Here is a 19,238-nt window from a genome sequence, read left to right on the forward strand (position 1 = left end):
GGAGTCTGTCCTCATTATAGCACATTTCATAAGGAATCATGTTTATTCAAGCGTGACTTATGTAAAGTAAAAAGCTAGGAAGAACTTCTCCCTAGCTTTCTATTACTCTTCTTCTGCATCAACGATAAAGTTCGGATCTAATTCTTCAAACTCATCATCGTCAATTTGGAAATCATCATCTGATTCCACGCATCCTTCAGGATTTACACTTACACAAATTTTCGTTTCGCCAACTACTTCCGTTACAAATTCACGTTCTACAGTTACAACAATTTTATTACCATTTGGCGATACAAGAGCTTCTAAACAGTTTGGTGGCTGAATAACACGAGCAATAATTTCTAAATCGTCACCAGAAAAGTTTTTATCACGATACCCAATACTTACTTCATCCGTGTAGTTCACACGTTCTGTTACAACTTCAGTCTTTGTATTCCCATCAAATGAATACCAAGTGTTCACATCATAGAAACCTTCAATTTCCACATGCTTTCCATTCTTTCTTGCTTCGTACGAGTGGTTAATTACCCAGCACCCTAAAATACTTGTTGGCTCATTATTCGATTCACATGTATGCGTTGACTTTGTATACTTACGTCCTTTTCCAACCACTGCTTTTGTAATAATCTCTCTAAATTCGGACATTCGTAACCCTCCTCAATCACTATTCACTTAATCATATGCGTGACAATAGCGGAATGTGTCATTCTTTTTTTGAGAAGAACTTACGTTTAACCTACTAAAAAAAAGAGATGTCAACATGACATCTCTTTAACAACCACAATTTCCTTTTTTACTGTCTACTGCTGCTCCCGTTTCACCCTTCAATACATCGCCACCAGTTGAAATTAATATTTCATCTGTTACGTTGTTAGAAATCGTACTAGCAACTAACTGTAATAAGTCGTTTACGTATGTTTGTGAAGATTTAAATTCTTGGACAACTGGGATATTATCTAGCTTATCTTGCAAGGCATCAATTTCAGCTTCTACTTTTTTCAAAGCTTCCCATTTCCCATAATGTTGCAAGTTTACTGCTTGTTTTTGAAGTGCTTTAATTTCATCAATTGCGCGCTTTACATTTTCATTTTTATGAATTTGTGCCTCTGCTCGCTTAAAGAAATCAACTTCTTCTGTTTCAGAAATCATTTTTGCTAATTCTTTCGCTTGCTCAACAATTTCATCTTTCGTATATACTTTCATCTATTATTCCACCTCAATCGGCTCTTCAACTAATTCTCCGTTAAGAGACCAAGTTTTTGCATCCGTTACTTTTACTTTCACAAGCTGACCAATCAAAGATTTTGGAGCAACAAAGTTTACAAGTTTATTCGTACGAGTATAACCGGCAAGTACTTCCGCGTTATTTTTACTTTCCCCATCAACTAACACTTCTACAATTTGACCTTTATAACGATTATTCTTTTCAATTGCCAACGTATTTACTAGTGTATTTAGGCGTTGAAGACGTTCTTTCTTCACTTCCATTGGTACATTATCTTTCATTTTCGCAGCTGGTGTACCTTCGCGCGGAGAATAAATAAAGGTAAAGGCCGTATCAAATCCTACTTCACGATATAACGACATCGTTTCTTCAAATTGTTCATCTGTTTCATTTGGGAAACCGACGATAATATCAGTTGTTAATACTGCGTTTGGAATTGCTTCTTTAATTTTTTTTACAAGCTCTAAATAATGCTCACGTGAATATTTACGCGCCATAATTTTCAGCATCTCTGTACTTCCAGATTGAACTGGCAAATGGATATGTTCCACTAGGTTTCCACCTTTTCCAAGCACTTCAATTAAGTGATCATCGAAATCACGTGGATGGCTCGTTGTGAAACGAATACGGGCAATATCAACTTTACGGAGTTCGTCCATTAAATCGCCGAGACCGTATTCAAAATCTTCAAAGTCTTTACCATATGCATTTACGTTCTGTCCGAGTAACGTAATTTCTTTATAACCACTCGCAGCTAAATGACGAATCTCTTGGATAATATCTTCTGGACGTCTGCTTCGCTCTTTTCCGCGTGTATACGGTACAATACAATACGTACAGAACTTATCACAGCCATACATAATATTTACCCAAGCTTTAATATCACCACGACGTACTTTCGGAAGGTTTTCAATTACATCTCCTTCTTTTGACCACACTTCAACTACCGTCTCCTTCGAGAACATTGCATCTTTCAGAATGTACGGTAATCTATGAATATTATGCGTGCCAAATACCATATCTACATGCTGATTTTTTTGCATAATTTTATTTACAACAGATTCCTCTTGAGACATACAACCACATACACCAATTAAAAGGTCCGGATTTCTGCGTTTTAGTGACTTTAAATGACCTAGTTCACCAAACACTTTATTTTCGGCATTTTCACGAATGGCACAAGTATTTAATAAAATGACATCTGCTTCCTCAGTTGAAAATGTCGGTTCATATCCAAGTGCTGTGAAAATACCTGCCATTACTTCAGTATCATGCTCATTCATTTGACAACCGTATGTACGAATATAAAACTTTCTTCCCTCACCAAAATTACGAAACTCTTCAGGTAAGCCAAAATCCCGTTCAATTTTAACTTCTTCTTTCCCGCGCTTTTTCGCCAACTTTAAGGAAGGTGGTTGATATACACTTTCAAAGTATTTGCTATAATCTTTCTCTTCTTTTTTCGTAGAGGAATTTGCTTGTTGACTTGCTAATCGTTGTTGCTCGTTCATCGGTAATCTCCTTTCACCCTTAACTATACACACTCTATAGTCCATCTAAATGCGCTTAGACCCACCTCAAAAATGGTTAGATAGCTTGAGAGATAACTTGTCCTTTGAAACTTGAGTAATCAATCTAATCATCTACAAGAATGAAGTCTTCCCCACACAAATAGACATTCCCTTTTCGTATTTCTTTTTGTCCTATTCAAAAGCACATTGCTTTATCCCTATAAACATTACCATAGTATGAAGCGTTTCGCCAATTTTAACAAAAAATAGTCTCTGTCTTATCTTGCATTTCATTAGCAATGAACTTGCCATTTTCATACAACGATTTATATATTATTTTACCATTCTGAATTTTCTAAGTAAATATAACTACCTTATATTTTTACTCATTAAAAAAGGTTGCCAAATGGCAACCTTCTCTTCTTATATTACATAAATTCAGCAACAAGTTCATCAAACATTTTCTGATCCATATTTAAATCAGATTGTACTAAAGGCTTCTCACTGTAGCCTTTTACAAGTTCTTGGTATGAAGGTTGTGCTGTATTTTGATAAATTAAACCTGTTACTAATCCGTTATTTTCCATTAACGTTTGCATAGCCATCATGCGATTAGACGGATCATATCCCTCTACTGTACTTAGTTTTGTTAAATTCTCTTTAAACCAATCATAAGTATTTACTTTATTGTAAGTTACACATGGGCTGAACACATTAATTAATGAAAATCCTTTATGGTTAATACCAGCTTCAATAATTTGTGTTAATTCTTTTAAATCACTTGAAAAGCTTTGCGCCACAAATGTTGCACCAGCTGTTAAAGCCATTTCCATAACATTTAGTGACGGTTCAATTGAACCTTGTGGTGTACTTTTCGTTTTAAATCCAGCTTCACTACGTGGTGAAGTTTGCCCTTTTGTTAATCCGTAAATTTGGTTATCCATTACAATGTACGTAATGTCGATGTTACGACGAATAGAATGGATTGTATGTCCCATACCAATCGCAAATCCATCACCGTCACCACCTGATGCGATAACTGTTAAATCACGATTTGCCATTTTCACACCTTGTGCAATTGGAAGGGCACGACCATGAATACTATGCACACCATATGAATTAATATAACCTGAAATACGGCCTGAACAGCCAATACCAGAAATAACAGCAAGTTCATCTGGGTTTAAGCCAACGTTAGCTGCTGCACGTTGAATTGCAGCTTGCACCGAGAAGTCTCCGCAACCTGGGCACCAGTTTGGTTTTACACTGTTACGAAAGTCCTTAAATGTTGCCATTTAATACAACCCCTTTTTTGCATTCGTTGTAAATCTCTTTCGGCAAGAATGGGTTTCCATCATATTTTAAAAGACTAGAAATTTTCTCACCGTTACCAAGATTCATTTTCATAATGTTAGCAAGCTGACCTGTTGCATTGTTTTCTACAACTACAACGCGCTTCGCATTTTTCACAAGTGGATCGATTTCAGCTGTTGGGAACGGATGAATTAAACGCACATGAGCATGATTTACTTTCATACCCTCTTGTTCTAAACGTTCCATTGCTTCTTCGATCGCACCACGAGTTGAGTTAAATCCAACAAGCAATACGTCTGCTTCTTCATGCTTAACATTTTTATAAACAGGGGTATTAAACTTCAAGTTCTCCATTTTACGGAAACGTTTGTCCATTTGATCTTTACGGTTTATTGCTGATTCAGATGGTTTACCCGTTTCATCATGTTCTACACCTGTAACATGGTGAATACCATTTTTCATACCAGGTAAAACACGTGGTGAAACGCCATCTTCTGTTACTTCATAACGCTTGAAGTATGCTTTATTTTCACGTTCTGGTAATTCTATGTCTAAATCAAGCTTACCACGGCGAATTTCCACTTTATCTAACTTAAGTGGTTCTACAGTTTGTTTTCCTAAAGAAAGTTGTAAATCCGTTAAGAAAATAACAGGAACTTGATATTCTTCAGCTAAGTTAAATGCTTCTACAATGTCATAGAAAGCTTCTTCAACTGTACTTGGTGCCATTACGATTTTTGGAATTTCACCATGCGTACCGTAAATCATCGCCATTAAATCAGACTGCTCTTGTTTCGTTGGTAATCCCGTACTCGGACCACCACGTTGTGTATCAACAATTACTAATGGTGTTTCTGTAATACCAGCTAAACCAATCGCTTCCATCATTAAAGAAAGACCAGGACCAGCAGATGCTGTTAATGTACGAACACCAGCATAGTTTGCACCGATTGCCATTGTACAAGCTGCGATTTCATCCTCAGTTTGGATTACTGTTCCGCCAACTTTCGGCAATTTTTTAATTAAGTATTCCATAATTTCAGATGCAGGTGTGATTGGATATGCTGACATAAAACGAGCGCCACCAGCTACCGCACCAAATGCGATTGCATCGTTCCCAATCATAAACATGCGTTTCTGACCATCAGCTTTTTCAAGCTGCATCATGTTTACCTTCTCACCTAGCAATTCTTTCATATATTGAGAGCCGCGTTTAATTGCGTCCATATTCTTTTGAACGACTTGCTCTCCTTTACGACCAAAGATTTCTTCAACAACATCTAAATAAGCTGTTTCATCTAATCCTAATACCGCACTTGACGCCCCAACTGCAACCATGTTTTTCATTAATGATGTGCCTAATTCTGAGGCAATATCTGTAAACGGGATCACATATAGATTTACATCTGTGTTATCAGGTATTGTTGGATTAAATTTCGCATCCGCAACTACAATCCCACCCGGACGTAGTTCATGGAAATTAAAATCAATTGTTTCTTGATCAAAAGCAATTAAAATATCTAAATCATCTGAGATCGCTCGTACTTCTGTTGTACTTACACGAATTTTATTATTTGTATGGCCGCCTTTAATACGTGATGAGAAGTGGCGGTAACCGTATAGGTAATATCCTAATCGGTTTAATGCAATACAGAAAATTTCTCCTGTACTTTCAATTCCTTCACCTTGTTGGCCTCCAACTTTCCATGAAAGTTGACTAATCATCTCCTACACCCCTTTTGGCTGCATTCATTGTAGTGTATTTTTTTACAGTAATAGTTTAGCATTTTTTATGCAAATAAACTACAACGGACGCAAATTATGCCTCTTCTGATTTCCCTGAATCTTTAGTATAAAGCTATTTCGTTTTTCATTCTAGTATTAGGTCTTAAAAAAAGCAATAATATCAAATGAATTTATTTTAATTTTTCTGAATTTTTAAAACAAATATTAAAAACTTATATATTCAACAAAATTATCATATAAAAATCGCTCTACAGTAGATGCGGCATAGTGCTTATACAGCTCATTCATTACATTTTCATAATCTCTATATACTGATACATCTACAACCGTCTCCAAAATCCCATCGAAATCTGAACCAAATCCTATATTTCCTTCTCCACCTAATGAACAGATATGTTCGATATGTCTTACTATATCTGTTATATGCGCCTGTCTTTCACTTGTTAAAAATTGCGGTACAAACGTAACACCAATCATGCTATTTTTCTTTATGAGCGCTCTAATTTGTTCATCATTTAAATTGCGTGGATGCTGACAAAGTTTATAGCAGTTTGAATGGGATGCAATTGGATTTGTAGCAATTTCTATAACATCCCAAAAGCTTCTTTCATTCAAATGAGACACGTCGGTCCACAAATGTAACATATTCAGTTCTTGTACAACATGTTGACCAAAAGTCGTTAAACCTGCCCCGCGTGTCTCTAGCGCACCGTCAGCTAATAAATTGGCATAGTTCCATGTCAGTCCAAAGGAACGCACTCCTAGGCGATAAAAGAGCCGTAATTTCATTGTATCTTTTCCAATTGCTTCGCATCCTTCTAATGTTAATAACGCCCCAATCTCGTCCTGTTTTAACCTGTTTATATCTTCTTTCGTTTGAATAAACTTCACACCTGGTAGTGATAAAATTTCATTATAAAAAATATCTATCATTTGTAATGCGGCTTCAAAACGCTTTTCATATGCTACTGTTTCGGGTACATATACAGCAAAACATTGTATACTTCCTTTTCTTTTCTTTAATTGTTCAAAAGTAATATGTAATTGTGAATCATTTCGAAAGTCTTTCTTTCCCTTTGCACTCCAGAGCTGAAAGAGCACATCACAATGAGCATCAAAAATTTTCATTTCCATTCCTCCATTATAAAAACAACCTGTTTGCATACTGCAAACAGGTTGTTTAAACTTAACGAGGTTCTACAATTAATTTTATTGCTGTACGCTCTTCCCCATCAATCATAATATCTGTGAACGCTGGGATACAAATCAGGTCCAAACCACTAGGCGCTACAAATCCTCTTGCAATTGCTACTGCCTTTACCGCTTGGTTCAATGCACCTGCACCAATGGCTTGAATTTCTGCTGTTCCGCGTTCGCGAATAACACCTGCAAGTGCACCAGCTACAGAATTAGGGACCGACGTTGCTTTAACTTTTAATATTTCCATTCCGCGTTTCCTCCTCGTTTCTATAAAAAGTATTAGCAATTATTTCACTTTAACTTATATTCACGAGGAATGACGCGTATTCCTGCTAAATTTCTGTAATTTTTCTAAAAAATTAAAAAATAATAACTTTTCTAATTTTTACCTAGAAATTACTCAAAAAATGGTTGATCATCATTAATTAAGATACGCTCAATTTTTTTAGCTTTTCCTGTATTAGGATCCACATCAATTAGCACCGCACTTAATTGTGTTCTACCATTTGTCACTTCAAATCGTACCGGTAAGTTTGTTAAAAACTTCTTCAATACCGCTTCTCGGTCCATACCTAAAATTCCATCGTACGGTCCTGTCATACCAACATCTGTAATGTATGCCGTTCCGCTTGGTAAAATGCGATTATCTGCTGTAGGAACATGCGTATGTGTACCTACTACCGCTGTAGCACGACCATCTACATACCAACCTAACGCTTGTTTTTCACTTGTAGTTTCCGCATGAAAATCAATAAAGATAATATTCGTACGTTTTTTTGCAATGTTAATTAATTCATCCACTTTACGGAATGGGCAATCAATTGGAGGAAGGAATGTACGTCCTTGTAAGTTAATAACTGCCACTTCTGTTCCATTACAGTTCACAAAAATAAGCCCTTTTCCTGGAGTTCCTTCTGGGAAGTTAGCTGGTCTTGCAAGATATTTTGCATCATCAATAAATTCAAATACTTCACGGTTATCCCAAGCGTGGTTTCCAAGTGTAACCGCTTGTGCCCCGCATTCTAAAAAGTTTCGATATATTTTTTCCGTAATTCCACGTCCACCTGCTGCATTTTCTCCATTAATAATGGTTACTGTAGGTGTATATTTCTTCTTTAATGCCGGTACGTATTGTTGAATCATACCTCTACCAGGAGATCCTACTACATCCCCAACGAATAATATTCTCATATGTCTTACCCTTCCTATGTACTACATTTTTTATTACTATAGCTTCAAGTAATTCCCTTACAATATATGTATTATAAGTTTGTTTCACTTGTATGCTAATTTCCTTTATTTTAACCAATTCCAACACAAAAAAATAAAGTGGTGTTTCACCACTTTATTTTGCGTATTCCACTGCACGTGTTTCACGAATAACAGTTACTTTAATATGTCCTGGGTAATCCAGTTCATTTTCAATACGTTTTCGAATATCACGAGCTAAACGATGAGCTTCTAAGTCATCGATTGTATCTGGTTTTACCAGAATACGAACTTCACGTCCCGCTTGAATTGCGAAAGATTTTTCTACGCCTTCATAAGACTCTGAAATTTCTTCTAACTTTTCAAGACGACGAATGTAGTTCTCAAGCGTTTCACTACGAGCTCCTGGTCTTGCAGCTGATAATGCATCTGCTGCTGCAACTAAAACTGCAATGATAGAAGTTGGTTCTGTGTCCCCATGGTGAGATGCGATACTGTTTATTACAACCGGATGCTCTTTATACTTCGTTGCGAGTTCGACACCAATTTCAACGTGGCTACCTTCTACTTCATGGTCAATCGCTTTTCCGATATCATGTAATAGACCAGCACGTCTTGCTAGTTTTTCATCCTCGCCAAGCTCCGCTGCCATAAGTCCAGTTAAATATGCAACTTCCATAGAGTGTTTTAAGACGTTTTGACCGTAACTTGTACGGTATTTTAAACGACCTAAAATCTTAATTAAATCTGGATGTAATCCGTGAACACCCACTTCAAACGTTGTTTGCTCCCCGACTTCGCGAATATACTCGTCCACTTCACGTCTTGATTTTTCGACCATCTCTTCAATACGCGCTGGGTGAATACGTCCGTCCTGTACAAGTTTATCAAGAGCGATACGAGCTGTTTCACGACGAATTGGGTCGAATCCAGAAAGGATAACCGCTTCTGGTGTATCATCAATAATAAGGTCAATACCTGTTAACGTTTCTAACGTACGAATATTACGACCTTCACGTCCGATAATACGTCCCTTCATTTCGTCATTTGGAAGATTTACAACCGAAACGGTTGTTTCAGCAACATGATCAGCTGCACATCTCTGCATTGCAAGAGATAAGATTTCTTTTGCTTTCTTATCCGCTTCTTCTTTCGCACGAACTTCACTTTCTTTTACCATTACGGCAATTTCATGAGAAACTTCACTTTCTACTTTACCAAGAATAATTGCTTTCGCTTGTTCGCGTGTCAGATTGGAAATGCGCTCTAATTCTGTTTGTTGCTTTTGAACTAACTCTCCCACTTTGCTTTCCAACTCTTCAATCTGTTGTTGTCTCGCTACAAGAGAATCCTCTTTCTTTTCTAACTGTAGCTCGCGTTTATCGAGCGTTTCGTCTTTACGATCAAGGTTCTCTTCTTTTTGCATTAAACGATTTTCTTGTTTTTGTAATTCGCTTCTACGGTCACGAATTTCTAATTCAGCTTCTGTACGAAGTGTATGAATTTCATCCTTTGCTTCTAAAAGCGCTTCTTTCTTAAGTGCTTCAGCCTCACGATTCGCTTCGTCTAGAATACGTTTCGCTTCATTAGCTGCACCATTAATCTTCGCTTCAGCAATAGACTTTCGAACAAAAAAGCCAACAACTGCACCGACTGTTGCAAGCAAAATGGAGATGAGTATCCAAACTGTACTACTCATGATTTCACCTCCCCTTGCTATGAATGAAAAAAGACTGTCGGCATGTACATTGAATACCAACATACAGCAAAGACCGTCGTCCCACTTTTTTAAGGGACTTTCTTCATTTCACAATTAAAATGTCATATTATTATTTCGGCAAGATTTAAGTCTTACTCCGAATATTACTTCTCTTCTTGAGAAGAGTGTTTCGTATATAAGAAAAAATATACATTCTCATTGTATCTATCGCAATTTTCATTGTCAAGCGTTGTCTACTTTTACTTTCTTTACCTTCAGCCCTAATTCATATATGAATTTAAAAAGCAGACAGCATATTATCCTGGAAAACCTTAGTAAATTCCAGTTTATTCATATAAAACATGCATATATTCCTCTTTACACATAGCCTTTTAAGCAGATTAAATATTTTCTCTCCAACGATATACAACGCTTTCATAATAATTAAAAATAAAAGACACGATCCCGTGTCTTTTATTTTTTAATCTTGAAGATTTAAATCTTCCGTGTCTTCCACACCAGAGTCTTCACCAATTCCGTGATGATCACGAACAAAGAAGGCAATTTCCTCTCTTAAATCCGTATTCTCTTTTAAGAATTGCTTCGAGTTTTCACGACCTTGCCCTAAACGCTCTTCATTATAAGAGTACCAAGCACCACTCTTTTGAACGATATCAAGTTCAGACGCCATATCTAAGATTTCACCTTCTCTTGAAATACCTTCTCCGTACATAATATCAACTTCAGCAACACGGAATGGTGGTGCTACTTTATTCTTAACTACTTTTACTTTCGTTTTATTACCAACGATGTCGTTACCTTGCTTTAATTGCTCCGCACGACGTACTTCAAGACGAACAGTTGAATAGAATTTCAACGCACGACCACCTGGAGTTGTTTCTGGGTTTCCGAACATAACCCCAACTTTTTCACGAATTTGGTTAATAAAGATTGCGATTGTTTTTGATTTGTTGATTGCACCTGAAAGTTTACGAAGTGCTTGTGACATTAAACGAGCTTGTAAACCTACGTGTGAGTCACCCATGTCTCCTTCGATCTCAGCTTTCGGTACAAGAGCTGCTACAGAGTCAATTACGATAATATCAACCGCACCACTGCGTACAAGTGCTTCAGCAATTTCTAATCCTTGCTCCCCTGTATCAGGTTGTGATAATAGTAACTCATCGATGTTAACACCTAATTTTTGTGCATATACAGGATCCATTGCATGCTCCGCATCAATGAACGCCGCTTGTCCACCTTGACGCTGTACTTCTGCGATTGCGTGTAATGAAACTGTTGTTTTACCTGAACTTTCAGGTCCGTAAATTTCAATAATACGACCGCGTGGGTATCCGCCTACCCCTAGTGCCACATCAAGTGCTAAAGAACCGCTGGAAATTGTAGAAATTCTACGTTCCGCTTGTTCTCCTAATTTCATAATTGAACCTTTACCGAATTGCTTCTCTATTTGTTTTAACGCCATATCTAACGCCGCTTGACGATCACTCATTCAAAATTCCTCCTTAACTGAATTGCTAATCTTATTATACCTATTTTCAATTCAATTTGCCAGCAAAAATCGAACGTTTATTCGATTTTTTTATTTTCCATTAAATAAAACTAAATTTAACCATTAAAAAAAGCTAGAAGAAACTTACATCTCTTCTAGCTTTTTATATAAATGATAAAATCCATATTTTACTGAGCGTTCCCTAATTTGTTGACGACTTCCACTTAAATTAAGAGGAAAGACTATAGTTCGTTCATCCTTAATCGCCAACCCAACAAATACCGTTCCCGGCTCTTTATGTTCTGAAGCGTCCGGTCCTGCTACCCCAGTGAAACTAATTCCGATATCTGCTTTTAATAATCCTTTAACATTTTCAGCAAGATAACGAGCACACTCTTTACTAACTGCACCATCAGTACTTAACACTTCTTCAGGCACATGTAAAACATGTTGCTTCACATCATTATGATAACAAATGACACCGCCTTTAAACACAGAAGACACACCAGCACTTTCTGTTACTTGATTACCGAAGAGACCACCTGTTAAACTTTCAGCACAAGCTAGAGTTAATTCTTTTTTCTTCAATAACTCTATTGCCTTATAATGCAGAAATTCTTGATCATATCCGTAGAAAAATTCTCCTACTCTTTCTAAAATCAAATCTTCCATATGCTGAATGAGTTTCTCCGCTTCATCAGCACTTTGATGTTTGGCAGTTAAACGTAGTGTCACTTCCCCATCATTTGCGAGTGGGGCAATTGTCGGGTTCGTTTGTCCATCAATTAAATCTTGGACTTTCACCTCTAATTGGGACTCCCCGATCCCAAAGAAGCGAAGCACACGAGAATAAATGTTTTCCCCTGTTGTAAAGGTACGTAAAAAAGGCTCTACATAACTTACATACATCGGCTTCATTTCTTTTGGTGGTCCTGGTAATAAAATATAAACTTTTCCGTTCTTATTTAACCCCATACCAGGCGCCATACCGTGATCGTTCGCAAATACAGTTGCTCCATTCAAAACGAGCGCCTGTTTTTTATTATTCTCCGTGAACTCACGACCTGTACGCTTAAAATAATCACTTATCGATGCTAATGCCTTTTCATCATATACAAGCTTTTCCCCTAAGCTAGACGCTATTGTTTCTTTCGTCAAATCATCTTTTGTCGGCCCTAATCCACCTGTGAAAATGAGCATATCCGCACGCTCTTCCGCAACTTCAATTGCCTTTTGTAATCGATTGTTATTATCACCAACTACAGTATGGTAGTACACGTTAATTCCAATTGAAGCTAACTTTTCAGATAAAAACTGGGCATTTGTATTTGCAATTTGTCCAAGTAACAATTCAGTTCCAACCGCAATAATCTCAGCATTCATCCCAATTCCCCCATAAACTTCTATTTTGAGTTTACAAAAGCAGCTCTATTTTTCCAGAAATAATCCCATCCTGAAATAACAGTAAAGAATAATGCAATCCATATAAAGATATCAGCAACTGGAATATGGATTAAATTTAAAGGGACATCGTGTAATAAATATGCTGCAATCGCGATAATTTGTGTCCAAGTCTTAATTTTCCCTAGCTGATTTGCCGCAACTACTTCTCCTGTTCCCGCAAGTACAAGGCGTAAACCTGTTACTGCAAACTCACGGCTTATAATTACGATAACAATCCAAGCTGGTACATATTGCATCTCTACTAACGTAATAAGTGCCGCTGAAACAAGTAATTTATCCGCTAACGGGTCAAGAAATTTCCCTAAATTCGTGACAAGATTATACTTTCTTGCGTAATGTCCATCAATCCAATCTGTAGCTGAAGCAACAATAAAGATAAGTGCTCCTACTAAATGTTGAATTGGTAAATCGACATCACCAATTGTGTATGAACCCCAGTTAAAGGGTGCTAACATAATTACCATAAAAATTGGGATTAAGAAGATTCTAGATATTGTAATTTTATTTGGTAAATTCACAGCTATTCCTCCATCATATCAAAAACATTTGTTCATTGAAAAAAGTCATCGAAGCGATGACTGTTATTGTGCAGGTTGTTCTATCCCTAGATTTTTAATCAAGAATTTTTGATGATAGTTCTCTTCCGGATTCAACGGGAATGTAACAACTTGGCCATTCAATTTAAATTCAACATTCGGTGCACTTCCTATATTAAGGTTTACCTCTTTCGCTGTTGATAAATCATATTTTTGCGTCTGGCCTTCCTCTATTGTACCACTAAAGATATCATTTCCTGCCTCATTTTTAATACCTACGTAACTTGCGCCTTTTGTTGTAATTTCTAGTTCTAACGTTTTATTATTACGGATTTCCAAAGTAGATTCCTTCCCAGTTGTCCCAACTACTTTTATCTCTTGTTGTCCAGTTGGTTGTACTGGTTGTTCCTCTTTCTTTGGTTCTTCTTTTTTCGGTTCTTCTTTTTTCGGCTCTTCTTTCTTTGGTTCCTCTTTTTTCGGCTCTTCCGCTTTCGCTTCTTCTTTCTTCGTATCTAACGGAGAGTTTTCCGCTTTTTTAACTTCAATTTTCTCGCTTTGAGCACTCGGAACTTTCTCATCATCTTTTCCAGTTAACGCTTGAAACACAAACCAAATTACCACTCCACATGCGATTACTAACAGAGCCACTAAAATTTTCGGCATATGATCTGCAATTGGCCATGATGAAGATTTTTGCATTGTTTCTTGTGTTTTTTGTCCAGTTGATACTTGTGGGACTTCACGCTTTTCAGATTGTGGAATCGTACTCTGATATTCTACAAGCAGTTCCTCTCCATTTAATCCAACCGCATCTGCGTATTGTTTAATGAATGCACGCGCATAAAAAGCTCCCGGCAATACATCATAATTGCCTTCTTCAATCGCTATTAAATGGCGTTTTTGAATTTTTGTAATCTCATGCAGCTGATCAATAGACAAGCCTTTCGCTTCTCTTGCTTCATTCAGCTTTTGTCCTAATTCTGTCACTACTAACACCTCAATATTTCTTTAAAAGTCGAACATAGAGAAATTATTTTGCGTACCTTGCTCAATTTCATCTACTAAATTATATTGAATTTCTTCATCATAATCGTTACGTAACTCGATAATATAATCAAAATCATCCAATGTGTATTCTGACTGACTCACAAATACATCCGGATGCTCCACAACTTTTGTTGCAGGCAATCTCATAATTTCACGAACAAGCTGCCAATGTCTTTCATTTGCACGCTTTGTTGACACAATTCCATCTAGGATGAAAATATTGTCATCGCTATACTCATCTTCAATCAATTGACTACGAACAGTTTGCTTAATAAGAGTAGATGATACAAATAACCATCTTTTATTTGCGCAAACACTTGCGGCAACAATGGATTCTGTTTTTCCAACACGAGGCATTCCTCGTATCCCAATTAGTTTATGACCTTCTTTTTTCATTATCTCAGCCATAAAGTCAACAAGTAATCCTAATTCATCACGCACAAATCGAAATGTTTTCTTATCATCTGCATCCCGTTGTATATACCTGCCATGTCTAACCGCTAGCTTATCTCTTAGCTTTGGCGGACGATATTTCGTTACCGTTATATTATCCATCGTATTTAAAATTGATTCAAGTCTAGAGATTTGCTCTTGATTATCACACATAAGGAGTAGACCACGTCGTGCATTATCCACACCATTAATTGTGACAATATTAATGCCGAGCATACCGATTAACGAAGAAACGTCACCAAGCAAGCCAGGTCGGTTTTTATGTATTTCATATTCAAAATACCACTCAATCATCCAAGATCACTCCCCTTGCTTACTTTACACCTACGTACTATATTATATGATTTCACCTTAATAGGGAAGCTAAATGTATAATCTAACCCGCGTAATTATTATACAAAAAAAGTAGAGAGGAGAATCTCCTCTCTACTTTTACTTATGTTGTACAAACTTAACCATTAAATTTGCGATTGTATGTTGCTCCTGTTCATCAGCAACTTTCCAAAGCTCGGCTAATAATTTTTCTTGGTCATTACGTCCTTCTACTTCATTTGCAAGATAATCACCAACACGAAACGCCATATCTGTTACTGCACCACCATCTAAGCCTTTTCCTTGCGCTTGCTCTAAACGGTCTCCTAAGAAACTCTTCCACTGATCGAAATTATCTAATACTGACATAATTAAGCACCTCACTATTTAATAATCAAATCATGCTTAATTTGTACTATTTCTCATTTTTTATGTAAGAAATTTTTAGCAATGCCAACCGCCATTCACTCCGATAATTTGTCCTGTTATGTAAGATGATCCTGGTGATACGAGGAATGACACTGTTTTTGCTACCTCTTCTGGCAAACCTATTCTACCTAATGGTATTTCTTCAGCGATTCCAATTTTATCTTCTTCAGAAAAGACACGTAACATTTCCGTTTCAATTGCTCCTGGCGCTACTGCATTTACGCGTAATCCACTTAACGAAACCTCTTTCGCTAAAGCTTTTACGTATGAATTTTGGGCTCCCTTTACCATTGAATATAGTACTTCACAGGAAGCGCCTATTTGCCCCCATATAGACGAAACAATTACAATATTACCATTTCTTCGCCCAATCATAGGTGGAAGTGCCATTGATAGTAGCTTATAGACGCTCTTCACTTGCAGTTCAACCATATAATCCAATTCCTCGTTCGTTATATCTGTTACAAGCCCAAAAATACTCTTCCCAGCTGCGTATACGATAACATCAATCGGATGTTCAATTTGTTCCCACAATTGCTCTGCCCCATCACTAGAGGCTAAATTCGCTTTTACTGGGATTACTTCCTCCCATTCCTTTTGTAACTCTGTTACCTTCTCTTCACTGTTATTATAATGAACATATACTGTATATCCATCCTGAATTAATTGTTTTGAAATAGCAGAGCCAATTCCTCCGCTCCCTCCAGTTACTAGTGCATACTTTTTCATACATTCCCTCTCTTATCTCTACAAGTTCAATTTTCATACAACTAAATAATACCCTCATCTTACAATTTTTCAATAATAAGATGAGGGTATCTTTTAAATTTTATTTTTTCGGTAACACCTGACAAACGCTCATTGTTTCTTCTGATAATAATAATTTCGCTACTTCTTGTAAGTCTTGAATCGTCAACCCTTCTAATACGGTCAATGCATCAAACAAGCTAGATTCATTAAACGCATATCGCGTAAACTGATTTGCAATATATTCAGGTGAATTCAACGAGCGTAAAAAACCACCAATTTTCTTTTTCTTCACTCGCTCTAATGCCGACTCATCTAATTGATCATAATTTGTTTTTAATAAAATATCTTTCAAACGCTCTGCCAATTCATCTGGACGCTTCGTATCGCCACCAACCATCGCAAAGCCAAAATTATTTTCTTCCGTATAGTCATACGAGAACGAATCATCAATAAGCCCTTCATTATATAATGTTTCGTAATGAACAGAACTTTTCCCAAATAAATAATCTAAAAGTAAAGTAAGTGCGATCTCTTGTTTTAAAAGAGCCTTTCCTTTTTCTTTTAAATTCGTCGCTTTAATGCCCACTAAACATTTCGGTGTTTGGACAGGCATCGAAATGATTTTCTTCTTTTCATTTACTTCATTGGGTTCTTCTTCAAATGAACGTACAATTTCCGGCTGATTTTTATAATCTTTTTCTGCTTGATTTTCACGTACTAAATCCATAGTTTTCTCTGGATCAATTGCACCAACAACAAATAATAACATATTGCTCGGGTGATAAAATGTTTCGTAGCATTCATATAATAGATCTTTCGTAATCTTACTAATAGACTCGATTGTTCCTGCAATATCAATTTTAATTGGATGCTTTACAAACAAGCTATCAATTAATCCAAAGTATAAGCGCCAATCTGGATTATCTTGATACATTTGAATTTCCTGCCCGATAATCCCCTTCTCTTTTTCAACTGTTTTTTCAGAGAAATACGGCTCTTGTACGAAGTTTAACAATGTATTTAAATTCCGTTCTACATTTGATGTACATGAAAACAGGTAAGCTGTTCGTGTGAAAGATGTGAAAGCGTTCGCTGATGCTCCTTGTTTACTAAACAATTGGAAAGCATCATGATCTTCTTTTTCAAATAATTTATGCTCAAGAAAATGAGCAATTCCATCAGGTACACGAATCATTTCCTCTTTACCTAATGGTACAAATGTATTATCCATAGAACCATATTTTGTCGTAAACGTTGCAAATGTTTTATTAAATCCTTGCTTCGGTAAAATATATACATCTAATCCGTTAGGAAGTTTTTCATAATAGAGCGTCTCTTTTAATTGCTCATAAACAATCTTCTCCATTTATTCTCCCTCCGTTCCATGTAAAAAGTAAATTGTATCTAGCTCAATATTTTTTGCCACTTTCACAATCTCTTCTTTCGTTACACTTTCAATACCCGTAAGCCATTCTTCAACTGGACGCGTACGATCTGAAATAATACCATGATACAGCATTTCCACAAATCCGCGCGGCGTATCAATCGCCTCTAATATTTGATTTTGAATGACACTTTTTGTTTGATGTATCTCTTCTTCAGAAAACTCTCCGTTTTGCATCGCCAGCATTTGTTCTTTAATAATTTCAACTGCTTTTTCATAATTTTTCGCTTCGATTCCTGACATAACAAACAATAAGCCTTTATGACTCTCAAAACGCGATGCTGCATAGTACGCTAAACTATTTTTTTCACGGACATTTACAAATAATTTCGAGTGAGAAAATCCTCCAAATAAGCCGTTGAACAATTGCAGTGCAAAATAATCTTCATCTTTATACGTGACAAACGTGCGATAGCCGATGTTTAATTTACTTTGTTTTAATTCTTGTTTTTCAACAACTTCTTTTTCTTCATTATTTCGCTTATGAAGTAGTACATTTCTTTCTTTCACAGGGCGCGCTGAAACAGAAAAATACTTACTTACAAGATCAACTGCGTTTTCTGAAATATCACCAATAATATAAAGATCCATTTCATCTTCCGCTAATACTTTTTGATAATATTGATACAGACTTTCCTTTGTAATAGAAGAAACACTCTCTTTTTTTCCATTTGCACTTAAACGATATTGTTCTACTTTACACATTTCTTCGATTAATCGCTCGTTTGCATAGCGCATTTTATCATCATAAGTAGCTTCAATTCGTTGCAAGAGCGCTCTCTTTTCACTTTCTACGATAGAAGGTAGAAAGCTGTTCCCCTCTGTTGCTGGATGTAAAACAATATCCGATAACATAGAAAGCGCTTTTTCAAATAACGGTGGCGCATCGTGTAAATACACTTCATTTGCAATGTCTACATAAATAGAGATGATGTGATCTTCTCCTTTTTTGCTTACATCTACTCCCAAAGAAGATCCGTATAATTCTTCTAAGTATTGACGAAGACGAATTACAGAAGGTAGTTTTTCTGTCGCACTTTGCAATACATATGGCAATAGGGCACGCTCTGTCACCGTCTCCTCATTCAAAGGTGCTTTAAAACGAAATACAAACGTATTCGTTTTATATTTATCAGTTGGAATAATATGTACGCGCAAACCACCTAACTCATGTAATTGTTGTTCCATTAGTTTCATTTGTAGCCCTCCTTTACGTATATAGGAATATTCCTCTTCAATATACAGTTTTTAGAAATATAAAATCAACTTTTCTCCCTTATTATGCTTACATACAATCTTTTCTAAAAACTTTAGTATGTAAGGAATATGGAAAAATCCCGTATTAAACATATTCTATGTAAAAAAGCCCGCACTAATGTGCGAGCT

Annotated in this window: 18 protein-coding genes; all 18 read right to left on the reverse strand. The window is 36.5% G+C overall.

Translation table 11 applies throughout. The annotated features are described in order from the left end of the window. Window positions 1–102: 102 nt before the first annotated feature. The 18 genes from cotE to yfmF all read right to left on the reverse strand — a co-directional run bounded on the left by cotE (window position 103) and on the right by yfmF (window position 19,049). A complete protein-coding gene (cotE, locus tag ACQKNI_RS08770; protein ID WP_088230066.1) occupies window positions 103–645 on the reverse strand; it encodes an outer spore coat protein CotE in 543 nt (180 codons plus the stop codon). A 126-nt stretch (window positions 646–771) separates the two neighbouring features. Next, entirely contained in the window at window positions 772–1,203 is a 432-nt protein-coding gene (locus ACQKNI_RS08775) for a RicAFT regulatory complex protein RicA family protein (RefSeq protein WP_088230067.1), read from the reverse strand. 3 nt (window positions 1,204–1,206) lie between these two features. Beyond that, window positions 1,207–2,736, reverse strand: coding sequence for a tRNA (N6-isopentenyl adenosine(37)-C2)-methylthiotransferase MiaB (gene miaB, locus ACQKNI_RS08780; RefSeq protein WP_088230068.1), 1,530 nt, complete (start codon window positions 2,734–2,736; stop codon window positions 1,207–1,209). Between the two features lie 428 nt (window positions 2,737–3,164). After that, window positions 3,165–4,031, reverse strand: coding sequence for a 2-oxoacid:ferredoxin oxidoreductase subunit beta (locus ACQKNI_RS08785; protein ID WP_000190154.1), 867 nt, complete (start codon window positions 4,029–4,031; stop codon window positions 3,165–3,167). Then, a complete protein-coding gene (locus ACQKNI_RS08790; protein ID WP_088230069.1) occupies window positions 4,018–5,775 on the reverse strand; it encodes a 2-oxoacid:acceptor oxidoreductase subunit alpha in 1,758 nt (585 codons plus the stop codon). The genes ACQKNI_RS08785 and ACQKNI_RS08790 overlap by 14 nt, the downstream gene beginning before the upstream one ends. A 225-nt stretch (window positions 5,776–6,000) precedes the next feature. Then, window positions 6,001–6,960, reverse strand: coding sequence for a dipeptidase (locus ACQKNI_RS08795; protein WP_098841218.1), 960 nt, complete (start codon window positions 6,958–6,960; stop codon window positions 6,001–6,003). Window positions 6,961–6,982: 22 nt separating this feature from the next. Continuing rightward, window positions 6,983–7,243, reverse strand: a complete 261-nt coding sequence (gene spoVS, locus ACQKNI_RS08800; protein WP_000404341.1) for a stage V sporulation protein SpoVS — start codon at window positions 7,241–7,243, stop codon at window positions 6,983–6,985. Between the two features lie 149 nt (window positions 7,244–7,392). Next, complete coding sequence (locus tag ACQKNI_RS08805) at window positions 7,393–8,187, reverse strand: TIGR00282 family metallophosphoesterase (protein ID WP_003199419.1); 795 nt, start codon at window positions 8,185–8,187, stop codon at window positions 7,393–7,395. Between the two features lie 154 nt (window positions 8,188–8,341). Next, window positions 8,342–9,904 carry a ribonuclease Y gene (rny, locus tag ACQKNI_RS08810; protein WP_000099773.1) on the reverse strand — a complete coding sequence of 521 codons (1,563 nt, stop codon included), beginning with the start codon at window positions 9,902–9,904 and terminating at the stop codon, window positions 8,342–8,344. A gap of 481 nt (window positions 9,905–10,385) precedes the next feature. Beyond that, window positions 10,386–11,417 (reverse strand): recombinase RecA, encoded by a 1,032-nt coding sequence (recA, locus tag ACQKNI_RS08815; protein ID WP_088230071.1) that lies wholly within the window; start codon window positions 11,415–11,417, stop codon window positions 10,386–10,388. A gap of 144 nt (window positions 11,418–11,561) precedes the next feature. Beyond that, window positions 11,562–12,800, reverse strand: coding sequence for a competence/damage-inducible protein CinA (gene cinA / locus ACQKNI_RS08820; protein ID WP_088230072.1), 1,239 nt, complete (start codon window positions 12,798–12,800; stop codon window positions 11,562–11,564). Window positions 12,801–12,820: 20 nt separating this feature from the next. Next, window positions 12,821–13,399 carry a CDP-diacylglycerol--glycerol-3-phosphate 3-phosphatidyltransferase gene (gene pgsA / locus ACQKNI_RS08825; protein WP_088230073.1) on the reverse strand — a complete coding sequence of 193 codons (579 nt, stop codon included), beginning with the start codon at window positions 13,397–13,399 and terminating at the stop codon, window positions 12,821–12,823. A 63-nt stretch (window positions 13,400–13,462) separates the two neighbouring features. After that, a complete protein-coding gene (locus ACQKNI_RS08830; RefSeq protein WP_088230074.1) occupies window positions 13,463–14,404 on the reverse strand; it encodes a helix-turn-helix domain-containing protein in 942 nt (313 codons plus the stop codon). A gap of 21 nt (window positions 14,405–14,425) precedes the next feature. After that, entirely contained in the window at window positions 14,426–15,211 is a 786-nt protein-coding gene (locus ACQKNI_RS08835; RefSeq protein WP_000574107.1) for a DUF3388 domain-containing protein, read from the reverse strand. 138 nt (window positions 15,212–15,349) lie between these two features. Next, on the reverse strand, window positions 15,350–15,598 hold the full coding sequence (locus ACQKNI_RS08840) for a DUF3243 domain-containing protein (RefSeq protein WP_088230075.1): 249 nt from the start codon (window positions 15,596–15,598) through the stop codon (window positions 15,350–15,352). Window positions 15,599–15,673: 75 nt separating this feature from the next. Then, entirely contained in the window at window positions 15,674–16,387 is a 714-nt protein-coding gene (ymfI, locus tag ACQKNI_RS08845) for an elongation factor P 5-aminopentanone reductase (RefSeq protein ID WP_088230076.1), read from the reverse strand. A gap of 100 nt (window positions 16,388–16,487) precedes the next feature. Continuing rightward, window positions 16,488–17,774 (reverse strand): EF-P 5-aminopentanol modification-associated protein YfmH, encoded by a 1,287-nt coding sequence (yfmH, locus tag ACQKNI_RS08850; RefSeq protein WP_088230077.1) that lies wholly within the window; start codon window positions 17,772–17,774, stop codon window positions 16,488–16,490. Next, window positions 17,775–19,049, reverse strand: coding sequence for an EF-P 5-aminopentanol modification-associated protein YfmF (yfmF, locus tag ACQKNI_RS08855; protein ID WP_088230078.1), 1,275 nt, complete (start codon window positions 19,047–19,049; stop codon window positions 17,775–17,777). Between the last annotated feature and the right edge of the window lie 189 nt (window positions 19,050–19,238).

Origin of the sequence: Bacillus sp. NPDC094064 (genome assembly GCF_050279585.1) — a bacterium.
Classification (GTDB): Bacteria; Bacillota; Bacilli; order Bacillales; family Bacillaceae_G; genus Bacillus_A.

Excerpts from the sequence above, each read along its gene's own strand:
- ACQKNI_RS08805 (WP_003199419.1), bottom strand. The coding sequence starts at position 8,187 with ATGAGAATATTATTCGTTGGGGATGTAGTAGGATCTCCTGGTAGAGGT.
- ACQKNI_RS08785 (WP_000190154.1), bottom strand. The coding sequence starts at position 4,031 with ATGGCAACATTTAAGGACTTTCGTAACAGTGTAAAACCAAACTGGTGC.
- ACQKNI_RS08795 (WP_098841218.1), bottom strand. The coding sequence starts at position 6,960 with ATGCAAACAGGTTGTTTTTATAATGGAGGAATGGAAATGAAAATTTTT.
- miaB (WP_088230068.1), bottom strand. The coding sequence starts at position 2,736 with ATGAACGAGCAACAACGATTAGCAAGTCAACAAGCAAATTCCTCTACG.
- cotE (WP_088230066.1), bottom strand. The coding sequence starts at position 645 with ATGTCCGAATTTAGAGAGATTATTACAAAAGCAGTGGTTGGAAAAGGA.
- ACQKNI_RS08790 (WP_088230069.1), bottom strand. The coding sequence starts at position 5,775 with ATGATTAGTCAACTTTCATGGAAAGTTGGAGGCCAACAAGGTGAAGGA.
- ACQKNI_RS08840 (WP_088230075.1), bottom strand. The coding sequence starts at position 15,598 with ATGTCAGTATTAGATAATTTCGATCAGTGGAAGAGTTTCTTAGGAGAC.
- yfmH (WP_088230077.1), bottom strand. The coding sequence starts at position 17,774 with ATGGAGAAGATTGTTTATGAGCAATTAAAAGAGACGCTCTATTATGAA.
- spoVS (WP_000404341.1), bottom strand. The coding sequence starts at position 7,243 with ATGGAAATATTAAAAGTTAAAGCAACGTCGGTCCCTAATTCTGTAGCT.
- ACQKNI_RS08775 (WP_088230067.1), bottom strand. The coding sequence starts at position 1,203 with ATGAAAGTATATACGAAAGATGAAATTGTTGAGCAAGCGAAAGAATTA.
- ymfI (WP_088230076.1), bottom strand. The coding sequence starts at position 16,387 with ATGAAAAAGTATGCACTAGTAACTGGAGGGAGCGGAGGAATTGGCTCT.
- rny (WP_000099773.1), bottom strand. The coding sequence starts at position 9,904 with ATGAGTAGTACAGTTTGGATACTCATCTCCATTTTGCTTGCAACAGTC.
- yfmF (WP_088230078.1), bottom strand. The coding sequence starts at position 19,049 with ATGAAACTAATGGAACAACAATTACATGAGTTAGGTGGTTTGCGCGTA.
- recA (WP_088230071.1), bottom strand. The coding sequence starts at position 11,417 with ATGAGTGATCGTCAAGCGGCGTTAGATATGGCGTTAAAACAAATAGAG.
- cinA (WP_088230072.1), bottom strand. The coding sequence starts at position 12,800 with ATGAATGCTGAGATTATTGCGGTTGGAACTGAATTGTTACTTGGACAA.
- ACQKNI_RS08835 (WP_000574107.1), bottom strand. The coding sequence starts at position 15,211 with ATGATTGAGTGGTATTTTGAATATGAAATACATAAAAACCGACCTGGC.